The sequence below is a fragment of the Pedobacter sp. AC402 genome (assembly GCF_979252805.1).
In genome coordinates this window covers 60,837-75,980 of the sequence record NZ_CEEDAI010000009.1, presented here as the reverse complement: position 1 = coordinate 75,980, position 15,144 = coordinate 60,837, and the positions used below count along the sequence as shown (strand labels likewise).

12 protein-coding genes and 1 pseudogene are annotated in these 15,144 nt (G+C 37.8%); 5 read left to right on the top strand and 8 right to left on the bottom strand.

From position 1 onward, the window contains the following. Positions 1 to 2: 2 nt before the first annotated feature. The 4 genes from AC0IWE_RS10720 (at position 3) to AC0IWE_RS10705 (ending at position 4,568) form a co-directional block, all read left to right on the top strand. Positions 3 to 1,493, top strand: a complete 1,491-nt coding sequence (locus AC0IWE_RS10720) for a S41 family peptidase (RefSeq protein ID WP_471793059.1) — start codon at positions 3 to 5, stop codon at positions 1,491 to 1,493. A gap of 145 nt (positions 1,494 to 1,638) precedes the next feature. Then, positions 1,639 to 1,905 carry a hypothetical protein gene (locus tag AC0IWE_RS10715; protein ID WP_055903776.1) on the top strand — a complete coding sequence of 89 codons (267 nt, stop codon included), beginning with the start codon at positions 1,639 to 1,641 and terminating at the stop codon, positions 1,903 to 1,905. Positions 1,906 to 1,956: 51 nt separating this feature from the next. Further along, positions 1,957 to 3,051 (top strand): DNA-processing protein DprA, encoded by a 1,095-nt coding sequence (gene dprA / locus AC0IWE_RS10710; protein WP_471793058.1) that lies wholly within the window; start codon positions 1,957 to 1,959, stop codon positions 3,049 to 3,051. 155 nt (positions 3,052 to 3,206) lie between these two features. After that, complete coding sequence (locus tag AC0IWE_RS10705) at positions 3,207 to 4,568, top strand: pyridoxal-phosphate dependent enzyme (protein ID WP_463493675.1); 1,362 nt, start codon at positions 3,207 to 3,209, stop codon at positions 4,566 to 4,568. Positions 4,569 to 4,869: 301 nt separating this feature from the next. On the opposite strand, the pseudogene murA reads toward AC0IWE_RS10705, so the two are convergent. From murA to AC0IWE_RS10670, 7 genes and pseudogenes are all read right to left on the bottom strand, one after another. Next, positions 4,870 to 6,197 (bottom strand): annotated as a pseudogene (gene murA, locus AC0IWE_RS10700) (UDP-N-acetylglucosamine 1-carboxyvinyltransferase). A 93-nt stretch (positions 6,198 to 6,290) separates the two neighbouring features. Further along, complete coding sequence (locus tag AC0IWE_RS10695; protein ID WP_055903785.1) at positions 6,291 to 6,983, bottom strand: DUF4290 domain-containing protein; 693 nt, start codon at positions 6,981 to 6,983, stop codon at positions 6,291 to 6,293. Between the two features lie 311 nt (positions 6,984 to 7,294). Continuing rightward, complete coding sequence (locus AC0IWE_RS10690) at positions 7,295 to 7,705, bottom strand: hypothetical protein (protein WP_471793057.1); 411 nt, start codon at positions 7,703 to 7,705, stop codon at positions 7,295 to 7,297. A 115-nt stretch (positions 7,706 to 7,820) separates the two neighbouring features. After that, positions 7,821 to 8,318: a SixA phosphatase family protein gene (locus AC0IWE_RS10685; RefSeq protein WP_471793056.1), complete on the bottom strand. Its 498-nt coding sequence runs from the start codon at positions 8,316 to 8,318 to the stop codon at positions 7,821 to 7,823. Then, positions 8,311 to 9,342 (bottom strand): glycosyltransferase family 9 protein, encoded by a 1,032-nt coding sequence (locus tag AC0IWE_RS10680; protein ID WP_471793055.1) that lies wholly within the window; start codon positions 9,340 to 9,342, stop codon positions 8,311 to 8,313. The genes AC0IWE_RS10685 and AC0IWE_RS10680 overlap by 8 nt, the downstream gene beginning before the upstream one ends. 31 nt (positions 9,343 to 9,373) lie before the next feature. Then, positions 9,374 to 9,976 (bottom strand): DUF4254 domain-containing protein, encoded by a 603-nt coding sequence (locus AC0IWE_RS10675; RefSeq protein ID WP_055903794.1) that lies wholly within the window; start codon positions 9,974 to 9,976, stop codon positions 9,374 to 9,376. A gap of 61 nt (positions 9,977 to 10,037) precedes the next feature. Next, positions 10,038 to 11,717 (bottom strand): helix-hairpin-helix domain-containing protein, encoded by a 1,680-nt coding sequence (locus AC0IWE_RS10670; RefSeq protein WP_463493686.1) that lies wholly within the window; start codon positions 11,715 to 11,717, stop codon positions 10,038 to 10,040. Between the two features lie 89 nt (positions 11,718 to 11,806). Between AC0IWE_RS10670 and AC0IWE_RS10665 the strand changes: the two genes are divergently transcribed. After that, a complete protein-coding gene (locus tag AC0IWE_RS10665) occupies positions 11,807 to 12,436 on the top strand; it encodes a hypothetical protein (protein WP_471793054.1) in 630 nt (209 codons plus the stop codon). A gap of 932 nt (positions 12,437 to 13,368) precedes the next feature. Here the strand turns inward: AC0IWE_RS10665 and sppA are convergent. Further along, positions 13,369 to 15,135, bottom strand: coding sequence for a signal peptide peptidase SppA (gene sppA / locus AC0IWE_RS10660; RefSeq protein WP_471793053.1), 1,767 nt, complete (start codon positions 15,133 to 15,135; stop codon positions 13,369 to 13,371). Between the last annotated feature and the right edge of the window lie 9 nt (positions 15,136 to 15,144).

Genomic DNA, 15,144 nt, shown 5'->3' with positions numbered 1-15,144 from the left:
ATATGCTTAGAAAATTCATTACGCAAAATGCTTTTATAGGTGCTTTACTTTTAGTTATTGGTTTTACAACATCATGTAAAAAATCCAATAACGGTGGCGATGCAAATGGAGTGGAGCAGGGTGCTTCCGGAACAAGGACAGAATTAACCAAAGATTCAATTTACCTCTACGCCCAACAAACCTATTATTGGAATGTTGGCATGCCTAGTTATGCATCTTTCAACCCAAGGCAGTATGCATCAAATAATGCGGTTTTATCGGCAATAAAATTATTACCGAGCACTGGAGGAAAGGATAAATATTCTTTTATTGATGATGGTAGCGTAGCAACTCAACTTGGCGGGGCAGGTGAGGATTATGGTTTTTCAGCCAATTTTGATCTCTCTGATCTTTTGCGTGTGAAATATGTTTATCCGGGCTCTCCTGCAGATGTTCAAGGTTTAAAAAGAGGATACCAGATTACTAAAGTTAACGGAGGTGGAACTTCAAGATCAAGCAGTACCGATATTGCTAACTTAAATGCTTCAATATTTGGAGATAATCCTTCTATTTCTCTCACGGTTAAAAAAATGGATGGAAGTTCACAGGACATTGTAATTAACCGGGCCAACTACAATATTAATCCTATTTTATACACCAATACTTATACAATAGGTGCAAAAAAGGTAGGTTATATCGTATTTAACAGCTTTACCACCAATGCAGTTCCTGCTTTGGATGTCGCTTTTGCAAAATTTACGGCAGATGGTGTAACCGAACTAGTTGTCGATTTAAGGTATAATGGTGGTGGTTCGGTAGCTACGTCTGAGGCCTTTACAAATCTGATCGCACCGCCATCACAAAATGGGAAAATAATGTATACTACCTATTGGACCAAAACCATGCAGGATGGGGCAGCAACGATTTTACAAAACCAGAAATTTTACGGTAAAGATACCCAGGGCAATACACGTCTTTTTTCTTTGTTTGATTATTCTTATAAACCAACAATAGCAGCCGAAAATCAGGAACTTTTTAAAAAACGTGGTGCATTGAATGGCTTAACAAGAGTATATTTTATAGTAACCGGAGGTACAGCTTCTGCCAGTGAGCTGTTAATTAATAATTTAAAACCTGTAATGGATGTTAAATTGATTGGTAAAACCACGTATGGTAAGCCTGTCGGATTTTTCTCTATAAGAATCGATAAAAACGACTTGTACATCCCACAGTTCCAGACCAAAAATCAACTTGATCAAGGTGATTACTTTTCGGGTATGACAGTTGATAAAGATGTAACGGATGATTTAGGCAGAGATTTTGGAGATCCGGAAGAAAGAATGTTGGCCCAGGCTCTATATTATTCATCAAACAATAATTTTATGGCTTTAGCCAAAGATAATGCATTAAGTAGCACCAGTGGAGCCTCAAAAATTGCAACAGACAATGCAAACGAAAAGTTAAACCATGAATTTAAGGGAATGGTTGAAACCAGGAAGCTGAAATTAAAGTAATTAACAATAAATAAGTTATTTAGGCCGGTTTTGTATTTCAAAATCGGCCTTTTTTTAATAATTATTACAAAAATTGAATAAATACTGTTGTTTATTTTCTAAAATTTTGATAAGCTTGTTTAACATTAATCGTTAAAGAGATACCATGCCAATAGAAATTGTAGAAAAGGAACATATAAGCTATTTAAATATTATCAATTCAAAAGAAGATCATTCCAGTGAATTAAAAACCAAACTAGAAGAAGCCCAACGCCTTGGTAACGAATTTAAATCCAAAGCCGTAATTACATTCAACACAACAATTGGCCCTAAGCGTGTTGATACTACAGTTTGGGCAGTTACAGAGAAATATATACAACTAAAAAATAACATTCACATTCCATTAAAAAGTTTAATCGATATTGATTTTTAAGCTTGCTTTAAGGAAATAAATCATCCCGCATTTATTTAACCTTATTAAAATATGAGCACGCTCCATAAAATTGCCTTAACATTTATTAAATCTATTGGACCGGTAACGGCCAAAAACCTTCTTGCATATTGTGGAAGTGCCGAAAATGTATTTTCGGCATCAAAGAAGCAGTTGCTGGAAATTCCAGGTATTGGAGAGAAAACAATAGCAGCAATTAACGGAACAAATGCCCTCGAAAGAGCTAGGCAGGAATTGGATTTTGTTGAAAAACACGGCATAGATGTTTTATTCTTCTCAGACGAAAAATATCCGAAACGATTAAAAAACTGTTTCGATTCTCCCATCTTGCTTTACGCCAAAGGTACTGTAGATTTGAACCATCAACGCATTGTGAGTATCGTTGGAACAAGAAATGCAACAACTTACGGCAAAAATCTGTGTAAAGAGTTATGCGAAGTTTTAGCTCCCTACAATGTAGTAATTACAAGTGGCCTTGCTTACGGGATCGATATTACTGCCCATAAAGAATGTTTGGCAAATCAGATTCCAACAGTTGGCGTACTTGGGCATGGCCTTGACCGTTTATACCCTAAAGTTCATAAAAGTATTTCACAGAAAATGGTTTTAAATGGTGGTTTGCTTACTGAGTTTCCGATATTAACTAACCCAGACCGGCAGAATTTTCCACAAAGAAACCGGATCATTGCAGGAATTGCCGACGCAACCATTGTAGTAGAGGCTTCGATAAAAGGAGGGGCACTAATTACAGCCGAAATAGCCAATTCTTACAATAAAGATGTTTATGCTTTTCCTGGACGAACAAACGATGTTTTTTCGGAAGGTTGTAATTTTCTGATTAAAACAAATCGGGCAGGCTTAATAAATAACGCCCATGATCTGATTTATTATTTGGGTTGGGATGATGAAGTGAAAGAGAAAAAAAGAGTGGCCCAAACTACATTGCAACTTAGTTTAACGCCAAACGAACAAAAAGTTGTTGAAGCTTTGCAAAATGGTCAGCTTTCAATTGATGAACTTAGCATTCAACTAAATATTCAGCAGAGTAAGCTTGCAATCGTGATCCTGACTTTAGAAATGCAGGGCATAATTGTTTCTTTGCCGGGTAAAATTTATAAGCTTGCATAACAAAAGGAATTGCCATTCGCCCAATAATCAATCTATAATGCCTATCATTATTATAGATTATGTAATTAAATTCTATAAATTTTTGATTTTCGAAATTATGTTTCAAATAAATAATAGTTTGTAAAATACTTAATGCCTTTGCTTAATTTTGTATCATGTGGTACAATAATATTTTAGAAACTATTGGCAATACGCCTTTAGTTAAATTAAATACGATAACGAAAGGCGTTCCCGGAACAATTCTGGCAAAAATAGAGACTACCAATCCAGGTAATTCAATTAAAGACCGTATGGCGGTTAAAATGATTGAAGATGCTGAAAAAAGTGGTAAGCTTAAGCCAGGAGGAACAATTATCGAAGGAACATCAGGAAATACAGGGATGGGTTTAGCTATGGCGGCCATTATAAAGGGTTACAAATGTATTTTCACCACAACTGATAAACAATCAAAAGAAAAGGTTGATGCCTTGCGTGCCTTTGGTGCAGAGGTAATTGTATGCCCAACCAATGTGGAGCCTGAAGATCCCCGTTCTTACTATTCGGTTTCTTCGCGATTAGAGCGTGAGGTGCCAAATTCATGGAAACCCAATCAATACGATAATCTGGCCAATTCTCAAGCACATTATGAGCAAACCGGACCTGAAATTTGGGCGCAAACTGAAGGGAAAATAACCCATTTGGTTGTTGGTGTGGGTACAGGTGGAACCATTTCCGGAACGGGAAAATATTTAAAGGAAAAAAATCCTGACATCAAAATCTGGGGAATTGATACTTATGGATCGGTTTTCAAGAAATACAAAGAGACTGGAATATTTGATAAGGATGAAATTTATCCTTACATCACAGAAGGTATTGGAGAAGATTTTCTTCCCGCAAACGTTAATTTTGATGTGATTGACTTATTTGAAAAAGTTACCGATAAAGATGCTGCTTTAATGACGCGTGATATTGCCCGCAAGGAAGGTATTTTTGTAGGTAACTCTGCCGGTGCAGCAATTGGTGGTTTGATTCAATTAAAAGATAAATTAAAACCTGAAGATGTTGTTGTCGTTATCTTTCATGACCATGGAAGTCGCTACATGGGCAAAATGTACAATGAAGATTGGTTACGTGAGCGAGGATTTTTACAAGATGAAAAATTAACTGCTAAATCTATTCTTGCTAAGAAAGAAAGTACGGAGATTGTAACCTTAGATGCTCAAAAATCTGTATTGGAAGCAATTAATACCATTAAATCGATGAATATTTCTCAAATTCCGGTTACTCAACAAGGAATGATTGTGGGAAAAATTGCGGAAAGCGATATTTTAAGCGCATTGTTGGAAAATCCTGGATTAAAATCTGCACCAATCTCAGAAATTATGACAGCTACTTTCCCTTTTGTAGATTTAAATACTTCAATCGACAAAATTTCATCTTTGATTAACAAAGAAAACTCGGCTGTTTTAGTAGAAGATGAAACCGGCAAGATTGAGATTATTACCCAGTATGATATTATTAATGCGATATCGGGGTAAGAGACAAGATGTGAGATGTGAGATGTGAGATGTGAGATGGAAAGTGGATTAAGTCGAGCGATCGTCTTCCTGAACTTGTTTCAGGATCTTGTAGTATGAAAGATGCTCATCCAAAAGCAATCTCTTGGTCGTCACCCTGAATATTTCAGGGTCTTAAGAGAAGATAAGTTGCTGAAATAAATTTAGCATGACGATATTTATAAAATAAGAATGCCCGAGTAAAATTTTACCCGGGCATTCTTATAATCGATGTTTTTGCTTTGGGTTTTACCTTCTACCCTCCACCTTTACGCCTTTACCCTTAGTGGCTTGGCGCATCAGCATTTACACGCTTAATCTGCGCACCTAAGGCACGCAAACGGGTATCGATGTCCTGATAGCCACGTTCAATCTGTTCGATGTTATAAATGGTCGATTTGCCTTCAGCTGATAAAGCAGCAATTAACAACGAAACTTCCCGCTTCTAATATCCGGAGAAGTCATGCTGATTCCACGTAATTTATATTTCTTATCGATACCATTAACGGTAGCACGGTGTGGATCGCACAAAATGATTTGAGCACCCATATCGATTAATTTATCAACAAAGAATAAACGGCTCTCAAACATTTTTTGGTGGATTAAAACGTTTCCTTTCGCTTGTGTGGCCACCACAAGTACAATGCTCAATAAATCGGGTGTAAAACCTGGCCATGGAGAATCGGCAATGGTTAAAATCGAACCATCTATAAAAGTATCAATTTCGTAATGCTTTTGAGAAGGTACATAGATATCGTCGCCTCGGCGTTCTAATTTAATTCCAAGTTTCTTAAAAACCTCTGGTATAACGCCAAGTTCATCATAACACACATTTTTGATGGTAATTTCAGATTCTGTCATTGCTGCCATCCCAATAAATGAACCGATTTCGATCATATCTGGCAGCATTCTATGCTCGGTTCCACCTAAAACAGCTACACCTTCGATGGTTAATAGATTAGATCCAATGCCTGATATTTTTGCGCCCATGCGGTTAAGCATTTTGCAAAGCTGTTGCAAGTATGGTTCGCAGGCGGCATTGTAAATAGTGGTAGTGCCTTTGGCCAAAACAGCCGCCATTACAATATTAGCTGTTCCCGTAACCGATGCCTCATCTAATAAAATATAAGCACCTTGTAAATTGGTTGCATCAACATTAAAGAATGCTTTTTTACTATCATATACAAACTTAGCTCCCAATTTTTCGAAACCGATAAAGTGGGTATCCAATCTTCTGCGCCCAATTTTGTCGCCACCTGGTTTAGGGATTGCTGCTTTACCGAAACGTGCCAATAAAGGACCAACAATCATTATCGAGCCACGCAAACCACCACCTTTAGCTTTAAAGGTATCAGATTCAAAGAAGTTTAAATCAATATTTTTAGCTTCAAAAGTATACGTGTCTTTATTGATGCGTTCAACTGCAACGCCTAAATCGCCAAGCAGTTCAATCAGTTTATTAACATCTTTAATATCAGGAATGTTGCTGATGGTTACTTTCTTTTCTGTGAGCAATACAGCTGATAAAATCTGCAGTGCTTCGTTTTTGGCACCCTGAGGGGTAATTTCGCCTTTTAATTTAATTCCGCCTGTTATTTCAAATGCGTTCATATATGCTTTTTTTGCTAACTCGTTCGTCATGCTGAATTTATTTCAGTATCTATTTTAAAGATTCTGAATCAAATTCAAAATGACGCATGGTTATTAATATTTAGGTTTATTGTTATTGTTCGGCCTGCGGTTATTATTGTTATTATTATTTTGACGGTTTTTTCCGTTGTTGTTATTGTTGTTGCTTCTGCCGCGGTTATTATTGTTGTTGTTACTTTGACGTGGATTTGGTGCCCTAAATTCAACTTTGGCAAGGTTTACGCCTTCATCAAGAGATAATAATCCGCCTGACAGGTATTTTAAATCCTTAATAATGGTATCGTCACTTACGTTATCCTTGTTCCAGGTAACATAAGCCATCTTCATAAAATTTGCAATGCCCTGAACCATTACTTTTTTATATTCAGGATTTTCTTCCCGCATGGCTTTCTCGATCAGATTTTCAACTGTTTTACCATAGTGTTTATAGGTAATTCTTTGTTGAGGATAGGCCAGAGGCTCTGGTTTGATGTAAGCATTTTCAATCAAAGGTTTTGGGTAAGGACTGTCTACATCAATCTGATAGCCAGAAATAATGTGTAAGTGATCCCAAAGTTTATGTTTAAAATCGGCAACATCGCGCAAATGCGGTTGCAAAAATCCCATCAGGTCGATAACCGCCTGGGCATATTTATTTCGTTCTTCAATGGTGGGCAATTCGCAGATATACTTCACCATATTTTGTACGTTACGGCCATATTCGGATAGAATTAAATGGCTACGCGTAGTATTATAATCAAAATTCATGTACAGATAAATTAATGGATAAATTTTCTGGCGATACGAATTATGAAATAACCAGAGGAGATTAGGTTATGAATTCACCGAAATGTCTATTGCCAGATTTTCGTTTTATATAGTCAAAGATAATAAAATTATTTGATTAGAGATGTTAATATTGGATTCAAAATATATACTTTAGTTTTTTGGAAATGAGGGTGCAGGAGTTCTTGGCCTTTATTGTCCCGTTATACGCTATAGCCCCGATGAAAAGGATCTGGGGCTACCGCTACTACCGGGCTTATCTAACTGAGGTTTGTGCTGTTCGGAGAAACCGTTCAAGCGTTCATTTGATTAATAAAGGCTAAACCTATGATTCTTCTTATAAGAAAGGGTAATGCTATGTAACCGTCGACGTGTTTATTTGCGCCCAATTTGGTGTTCACTGCTCCGTTAATGGCGCTATATTGCTCATTAACGGTGTTTTTTGTTTCGATGTTGCTGTTCTTTGCTCCGTTAATGGCCTTACTTACCCCAATGTTGGCGTTCCTTACTCCGTTGATGGCGTTCATTGCTCCATTATTGATGTAATTTGCTCCGTTAATGGCCTTGTTTACCCCGATGTTGGCGTTCGGAGCTGCAATGTTTTGTGTTTTTACTCCATTGATGGGGATCTTTACTCCGTTAATGGCGTTATCTACACTGATATTGGTGTTCTTTGAGTGGTTAGCTTCGATGAGATGCTTCATCAATTCATAGATTACGTGTCATTGGTTCAGTGGGCTAAACCAACCCAAGCTCGATTTGGCTCATTGTTCCTTTAATAAACTCGAATGTTCTTAATTGCTCAATGGTAAAATAAAACTAAACCTCATCACTATTCTTCGGGTAATCAAAAAAGACCAGTTCTCCCGTTCCCTTACTTACCATTTTCCACGAATCGAACGGAAAAGAGATTAACACCATACCCGCAGTTGGAATGTTATAAATATCGGCATCACTCAATTCGTTTGCGAAATCTGTAAAACCAGGGTTGTGACCAAATATCACTACTTTTTCAGCTTCATCATTTAAGCCATTAACTACTTTCAGTAAGGCAGTGGTATTGGCTTCATAAATAGATTCCTCGAATTGGATCTGATCAATATTATAGGCTTCGGCAAAGAATTTCGCAGTAGATTTTGCTCTTTTTGCCGGACTGCTTAGAATTAAATCTGGTTTGAAACCCCGTTTTACCAACCGCTCTGCCATTTCTGGGGCATTCTCCTTGCCACGTTTATTTAGTGGGCGATCGAAATCTTTTAAATCTAAATTTCCCCAATCCGATTTCCCATGTCGGACCAATAATAGTTGCTTAGCCATTTAGTTTCTCTTTGATTTTGTTAACAATTGTTTCAGGTTGAATTAAGTCTATACAATTTTCAACACCGCACATACAGGGTTTGTTTCCATAGATAGAATTTGGCCTTGATGGATGATCAATCTGAATACAATCACTTTCCGATTGTCCGTACCCTAAAAAGCCGGCATAAGGATGTGTTGGGCCCCAAACTGATACAACGGGTACGCCCATTAAAGATGCCATGTGCATGCCTGAAGAATCCATGCTTAACATCAGATCGAGGTTCGAAATAATGGACAGTTCTTCTTTAAGGTTGTAATTACCGATTAAATTATAGGTGTTGGCATATGTTTCAGCCCATTTTTCGGCAACGGTCTGTTCCGATTTTCCGCCACCAAAAATAAATAGATCATAGCCCAAATTACTTAATGAAGCAATTACGACTTCCATTTTTTGTAAAGCGTAAACCTTATAAATGTGCTGCGCAAAAGGGGAGATGCCTATTTTTTTGCTGGTTTTGCCGGTATAAAAGTTTTCGGCCTTCGCCGGGATAGGCTGAGGTGATTTAGTAATTTGATGACTCAATTTAATGTTAAATCCCAATGCACGAAAAACGTCGGCATAACGCTCTACGGTTTGGCGAAGGGGTTTAAAAATCTTATTGTGCTCTCTGGTTAGTGCTTTTTTTTCTGCCCTTCCTTTATCTATCCGCTTAATTTTCAATCCTGTTAAACGAAAGAAAGTAGATATCGCCCTGCTTCTTAAATTATCGTGTAAATCGGCAATTGCTGTTGGCTTGTAGCTGCGAAGTTCCTGATAAAGTTTATACAAGCCATCAATTCCTTTATGATTGGTTTTAGGTTGTATCGCATGAAAGATTAGGTTTGGGATCCCATCAAAAAATGGTTTAAAAGCAGGCCGGCTAACCATGATGATTTCTGCAGATTGGTTTTGCTCAGAAAACTCGCGTAAAACGGAGGCAACCATTGCTACATCGCCCATTGCAGAAAAACGTAAAACGATAATTTTTTGGGTTGATGACATGCTTTCCGCTTTCAGCTTGGTCTTCTTCTTTTTAACCTTTTTTATACAATACCGGGTTTAAACTCGGGTCGTTGTACATTTTCATTTGTTTATATACTTTCATGTATTTTTTGCCTGCTTCAATATCGGCCAATAATTCATCTATACTTGTTGATAAATCATCACGCTGCGATAAGAGTACATTCAATTTTGTTTGGCATTGTGCACGGTGATCTGCTGAAGCACTTTCGCGCGCTGCTTCTTCCTGCATGTGATAAATTTTTAATGCCAGGATGGAAAGCCTGTCTATTGCCCATGCCGGACTTTCGGTATTGATTTTAGCATCTGGAAGGGGCGAAACTCCCTGGTAAAGATTTAAGAAATAGCCATCAATAAATTCGACCATATCAGTGCGTACCTGGTTTTGTGCATCAATTCGTCGTTTCCAGCTTAAACCTTCAACAGGATCAATCTGAGGATTGCGCACTACATCTTCCATGTGCCATTGCGCTGTGTCGATCCAGTTTTTAACATAAAAAAGATGTTCCAAACTTTCGGCGTCGTACGGGTTTTCAACCGGATGGTCAATATCATCAAACTTGTGGTAGTCTGTAATTACCTGATTAAATATGCGGTTGGCAATTTCACTTATCATGGGGGCAAAGTTATGTTTTTTTACCACAGATTTTCACTGTGTTCATCCTTTTCATCCGTGGTTAATTTGGCCTTTTATGATTAAAGTATGCAGTAATCTCCTCTAAAGTAAAAGCATTCAAACATTTATCAGCACTTAAACCACCTTTGCGGGCTACTAAAACACCATAATGCATATCGTGGAAACCTTCGGTACGGTGTGCATCGGGATTTACAGAAAGCAATACACCTTTTTCTAATGCATATCTGTGCCAGCGCCAATCTAAATCCAAACGCAAAGGATTGGCATTGATTTCGATCACTACTTTGTTTGCTGCACAGGCATCGATAATTTTTTTATAATCGATCGGATATCCGGCCCTACTTAACAATAAACGACCAGTTGGGTGACCTAAAATAGTGGTGTATGGGTTTTCAATCGCTTTTAACAAACGCGCTGTTGCCTTGGCTTCATCCATGCGCAGGTTACTGTGAACCGAGGCCACTACGAAATCGAATGTTTTTAAAATATCATCCGAATAATCCAATGAGCCATCGCTTAAAATATCGCTCTCAATACCTTTAAAGATTTTAAAAGGGGCTAGTTTTTTATTTAATTCATCAATTTCCTGGTGCTGGCCAAATACGCGTTGTTCATTTAATCCTTTGGCATATACAGCGGTTTTAGAGTGATCGCAAATGCCTAAATATTGAAGATTTAAGTTTTCTTTGCAGTATACCGCCATTTGTTCGAGGGTATGTACACCGTCGCTCCAGGTAGAATGGTTATGCAAACTGCCTTTTAAATCTTCATATTGAATTAATGTAGGTAATTTATTTGCTTTTGCCAGTTCAATCTCGTCGAAATCTTCCCGTAGTTCGGGCGCAATAAATGATAGACTCGCTTTACTGTAAATTTCTTCTTCGCTGGCAAAAGGCCCTTCACCCGCCAAAGCCAAAACCTTTTGCACGTGTTCGGTATTTCCGGTTAGTTTAAACCAGTTCAAATAAAAATCAGTTTTTTCAACTGTGTAAATTCTTATTCTAAAACCAGCTTCAGTGGTGCAGATGAAAGAATTTTCTGTCTCTATGAGTGAAAGTGGTTCAAAAGCAGGTAAGTTTTGTTTAATGGCATCAATTTGTGCTGCACCGATTACAATTTCTAATTCATCAATAATTTCACAGGCACGGCGGTACTGACCAGCGAAAGCTAAAAGTGCATCAGTTTCAATGTTTGCCGTCCACGCAGATAGTTGAGTAAACAACATTTTGGCAAAACCTTCTACCTGGGCATATAAAAAGCGCCCGTTTGCTGCCAGTTTAAATTCGATGGCATTTTTAATTTCTTCCTGTGTTTTTAAACCGAAACCTTTCGCCTCAATTAAGCGGTTTTCGTTACAGGCATAATACAATTCACCAATACTTTCTATTCCCAGTGTGCGCCAGATGATGAAAATCTTTTTCGGTCCGATTCCCTTTATGGCTAGCATTTCTACTACTCCTTCAGGCGTTTTTTCCAGAATTTCGTTCAACTCTTTCAGCTCTCCCGTTTGTAAAAGCTCAATAATTTTGGAGGCCAATCCTTTACCAATACCATCAATTTTGTCAATTTCATCAACAGGTTTATCCTTTAAAGCCACTGGCAATTTGTCTATTTTGAAATAGGCATTTGCTACAGATTTAATTTTAAAAGGATTTTCTTCATGCAGTTCCATGAGCTGCGATAAAAGGCGTAAGGTGCGGGCGATGGTTTTATTTTCCATAAGGGGGTAAAATTAGGAAATAATGCCTCAAATCTTGTTCTGTGCTTATAAATTAAAACACAATTTTAATAAAGTGTTGTTTTACACTCATGAAAAATATAAAATTTGCACTCTTAGGGTTATCTATAGGTTTGGCGGCATGTAAATCCAACACTAAATCAGGTGAAATCAAGGCTGATTCATCAGCTAAAACAACTGCTGCTACAGTACAAACTTTAGATGAGCGTTTTTTAATTGTTGCTGGCCGTGCTGTTGGCGAAATTACGCTTGGCGAAGATATGGAGCAGGTTGGGAAAAAGTTAGGAAGGCCAAATGCAGGTGATGCCGCAATGGGAAAAGCCTGGGGCATTTGGTACAGCGATGATTCTACGGGGAATCAGCGCAACGAAATTGCCGTATATTCTTCCTATCGCGATACGAGCATGCGGGTGAAAGATGTTAAACAAATCAGAATTACTTCAGATAAATTTAAAACCCGGGATGGCCTGACAACTGGTAGTACTATAGAAGAAACAAAGAAGATGTTCCCAGCTATTGAAAAACTATCAGCCTATTTAAATGCAGATAAAGATACTGTTGCCGTTTATGATGCTATGAAAGAGGGTATAGGCTTTGAATTTTTAAAAGGCAGAAGTATTTCCATCACTGTTCATCCCGTAAATACTTCGGTTAATGCTACTTACCTTACTTTGCATCCGGAGTGGAAGTTGATAGAATAAAAAAGAAGTTAATTAGCTCATAGCTCAATGGTTCATGGTCAATTGTTTGCGGAGACATACGACATAGCTACTGGCTATTTATCATGAACGAGACAAATGATCTGAATTTTTATGTCTATTTTAAAGGAGCGATGTTGCTATTTTTTTTGGGGCGTTACCCAAGCTACGCAAGGGGCGGGCTTTTCAGGGCTGCGCTACGCTCCGGTACCGATGAAAGATCGGCACTGAACCCTTACAATCCCTAACGCAAACCCAGCGTTTAATGAAACCTATAATTGCAAAACCCCGCAGGTTATCTTGCTCTGCTGAGTTTATATTATTTATCCGGTCAATACTTGAGTTAATGCTACATACCTTAATTTGCATCCGGATTGGAAGTTGATAGAATAGAAAAAAGTTAATTAGCTCATAGCTCAATGGTTCATGGTTAATTGTTTACGAGGACATACAACATGGCTATCAGCTATTTACTATGGACTATTAACAATATATCCATTTTATAAATAACCTCGCAGGTTGTCGTGCTTTGCTGTGTTTACATTATTTTGATCCGGTCGATACTTCGGTTAATGCTACTTACCTTACTTTGCATCCGGAGTGGAAGTTGATAGAATAAAAAGAAGTTAATTAGGTCATAGTTTAATGGTTCATGGTCAATTGCTTGCGGGGACATACAACATGGCTATTGACTATTTTATCATGAACGAGACAAATGATCCGGAGTTTTTCTGTCTATTTTAAAGGAACGATGTTGCTATTTTTTTTGGGCGTTACCCAAGCTACGCAAGGTGCGGGCTTTTCAGGGCTGCGCTACGCTTCGGTACCGATGAAAAATCGGCACTGAACCCTTACAATCCCTAACGCAAACCCAGCGTTTAATGGAACCTATAATTGCAAAACCCCGCAGGTTTTTTGGTCTGCGGGGTTTTATGTTATTTAATTACTGCTTCAAAAGGCATTCGGGCCTGAATTCCTGAACTTGCTATAACCTTTTTCATTTGCTGGTAAAGCATGTAATTGTCGCCAAGTTCTTGTTTAGTGTAGTAGGTTTTAACCTTATCTGTACCTTCATCCATCAACGATTTCCATGGATCAATAACATCAGGGTATTCTACCACCTTATATTTTTTCAGTTTAGCTTTTTTAGCTGCTGCTTTAACCGCATCGTTAAAACTTCCTATTCTATCTGCTAAACCAATTTGTACGGCATCAGTTCCAATCCAAACGTGGCCACCGCCAATGCTGTCGATATATGCTTTGCTTTTCTTTCTGCCATCGGCCACTCTGCTTACAAAACCGCTGTAAATCCGGTTCAATTCATTCTGAATAATAAATCGCTCACCTGCTGTCATAGGGCGGTTAGTAGCCATAATATCGGCATATTTACCTGTTTTAACCCCATCAAAGGTAATTCCTAACTTGTTGGTCATTAAGTTTTGAAAGTTCGGTATAATGCCAAACACACCAATAGAGCCAGTAATGGTATTTGGCTGAACAAAAATACTATCTGCTGCACAGCCGATGTAATAACCACCAGATGCGGCCACATCTCCAAAAGAGGCAATAACAGGTTTTTCTTTTTTGGTGAGTACAATCTCTCTCCAAATTACATCCGAAGCCAAAGCGCTACCTCCGGGAGAATTTACACGCAAAACAACAGCTTTAATGTCATCATCTAAACGTGCTTTTCTGATGGCTCTCGAAATACGTTCCGAACCTATCTGGTTATCAGAACCTTCGCCGCCATTAATTTCACCATTTGCATAAATTACTGCTACTTTATCTTTTCCTTCACCGGTATCGGTGTTGTTTTTTGCATAATCGTTAATGCTAACCGAACGGATGTTTTCACCCCTGGTTCGGCCGGATAATCCTTTTAATTCTTCTAAAATCTGATCTTTATACTTTAATGCATCAATCATCTTAAAGTTTACCGCATCCTGTGGCTGTTGTACTTTATAATTATTAGCAATGCTGTATAAACTGTCTTTTTCAATGTTTCTGCTCTGTGCAATGTCGCTTAAAAAAGTGTTATATAAACCACCAACATAAGCTGTAACCTGTTTGCGGTTATAATCGCTCATTTTATCCAAAATAAATGGCTCCACAGCACTTTTATAGTTTCCTACGCGGATAACCTGCATTTCTACACCAACTTTTTCCAATGTTCCTTTAAAAAAAGTAAGTTCTGAGCTAAATCCTTTAAATTCTAATGCACCCTCTGGATTTAAATATACTTTATCTGCTACTGATGCCAGGTAATAAGCACCTTGTGTATATACTTCGCTATATGCGATAATTTTTTTATGTGATTTTTTGAAATCAATCAATGCATTCCTCACCTCGCGTAAGGTGGCATAACCAGCATTCGGACTGCTTACATTTAGGTAAATACATTTAATATTATCGTCTGTTTTTGCTTTCTGTACCGCTTTTAAAAAGTCGTTTAAACCAATGCCGTCTTTTTCTTCACTACCAACTATTGGCAGGTTTCCGAAAGGGTTTTTTGGTGTACGTTCTGTAATGGGCTGGTCTAAATTTAAAAACAGTACCGAATTGTTCGATACTACAACTGTTTTATCGCTATCGATAGATGATATGGCACCTACAACAATTACGAAGCAGATAATAAATATAATCACCATCGATAAGAAAAAGCCCAACATGGAGGCAAATAAATACTTAAAGAATTCTCTCATTTAAATGTT

Excerpts from the sequence above, each read along its gene's own strand:
- AC0IWE_RS10720 (WP_471793059.1), top strand. The coding sequence starts at position 3 with ATGCTTAGAAAATTCATTACGCAAAATGCTTTTATAGGTGCTTTACTT.
- AC0IWE_RS10715 (WP_055903776.1), top strand. The coding sequence starts at position 1,639 with ATGCCAATAGAAATTGTAGAAAAGGAACATATAAGCTATTTAAATATT.
- dprA (WP_471793058.1), top strand. The coding sequence starts at position 1,957 with ATGAGCACGCTCCATAAAATTGCCTTAACATTTATTAAATCTATTGGA.
- AC0IWE_RS10705 (WP_463493675.1), top strand. The coding sequence starts at position 3,207 with ATGTGGTACAATAATATTTTAGAAACTATTGGCAATACGCCTTTAGTT.
- AC0IWE_RS10695 (WP_055903785.1), bottom strand. The coding sequence starts at position 6,983 with ATGAATTTTGATTATAATACTACGCGTAGCCATTTAATTCTATCCGAA.
- AC0IWE_RS10690 (WP_471793057.1), bottom strand. The coding sequence starts at position 7,705 with ATGAAGCATCTCATCGAAGCTAACCACTCAAAGAACACCAATATCAGT.
- AC0IWE_RS10685 (WP_471793056.1), bottom strand. The coding sequence starts at position 8,318 with ATGGCTAAGCAACTATTATTGGTCCGACATGGGAAATCGGATTGGGGA.
- AC0IWE_RS10680 (WP_471793055.1), bottom strand. The coding sequence starts at position 9,342 with ATGTCATCAACCCAAAAAATTATCGTTTTACGTTTTTCTGCAATGGGC.
- AC0IWE_RS10675 (WP_055903794.1), bottom strand. The coding sequence starts at position 9,976 with ATGATAAGTGAAATTGCCAACCGCATATTTAATCAGGTAATTACAGAC.
- AC0IWE_RS10670 (WP_463493686.1), bottom strand. The coding sequence starts at position 11,717 with ATGGAAAATAAAACCATCGCCCGCACCTTACGCCTTTTATCGCAGCTC.
- AC0IWE_RS10665 (WP_471793054.1), top strand. The coding sequence starts at position 11,807 with ATGAAAAATATAAAATTTGCACTCTTAGGGTTATCTATAGGTTTGGCG.
- sppA (WP_471793053.1), bottom strand. The coding sequence starts at position 15,135 with ATGAGAGAATTCTTTAAGTATTTATTTGCCTCCATGTTGGGCTTTTTC.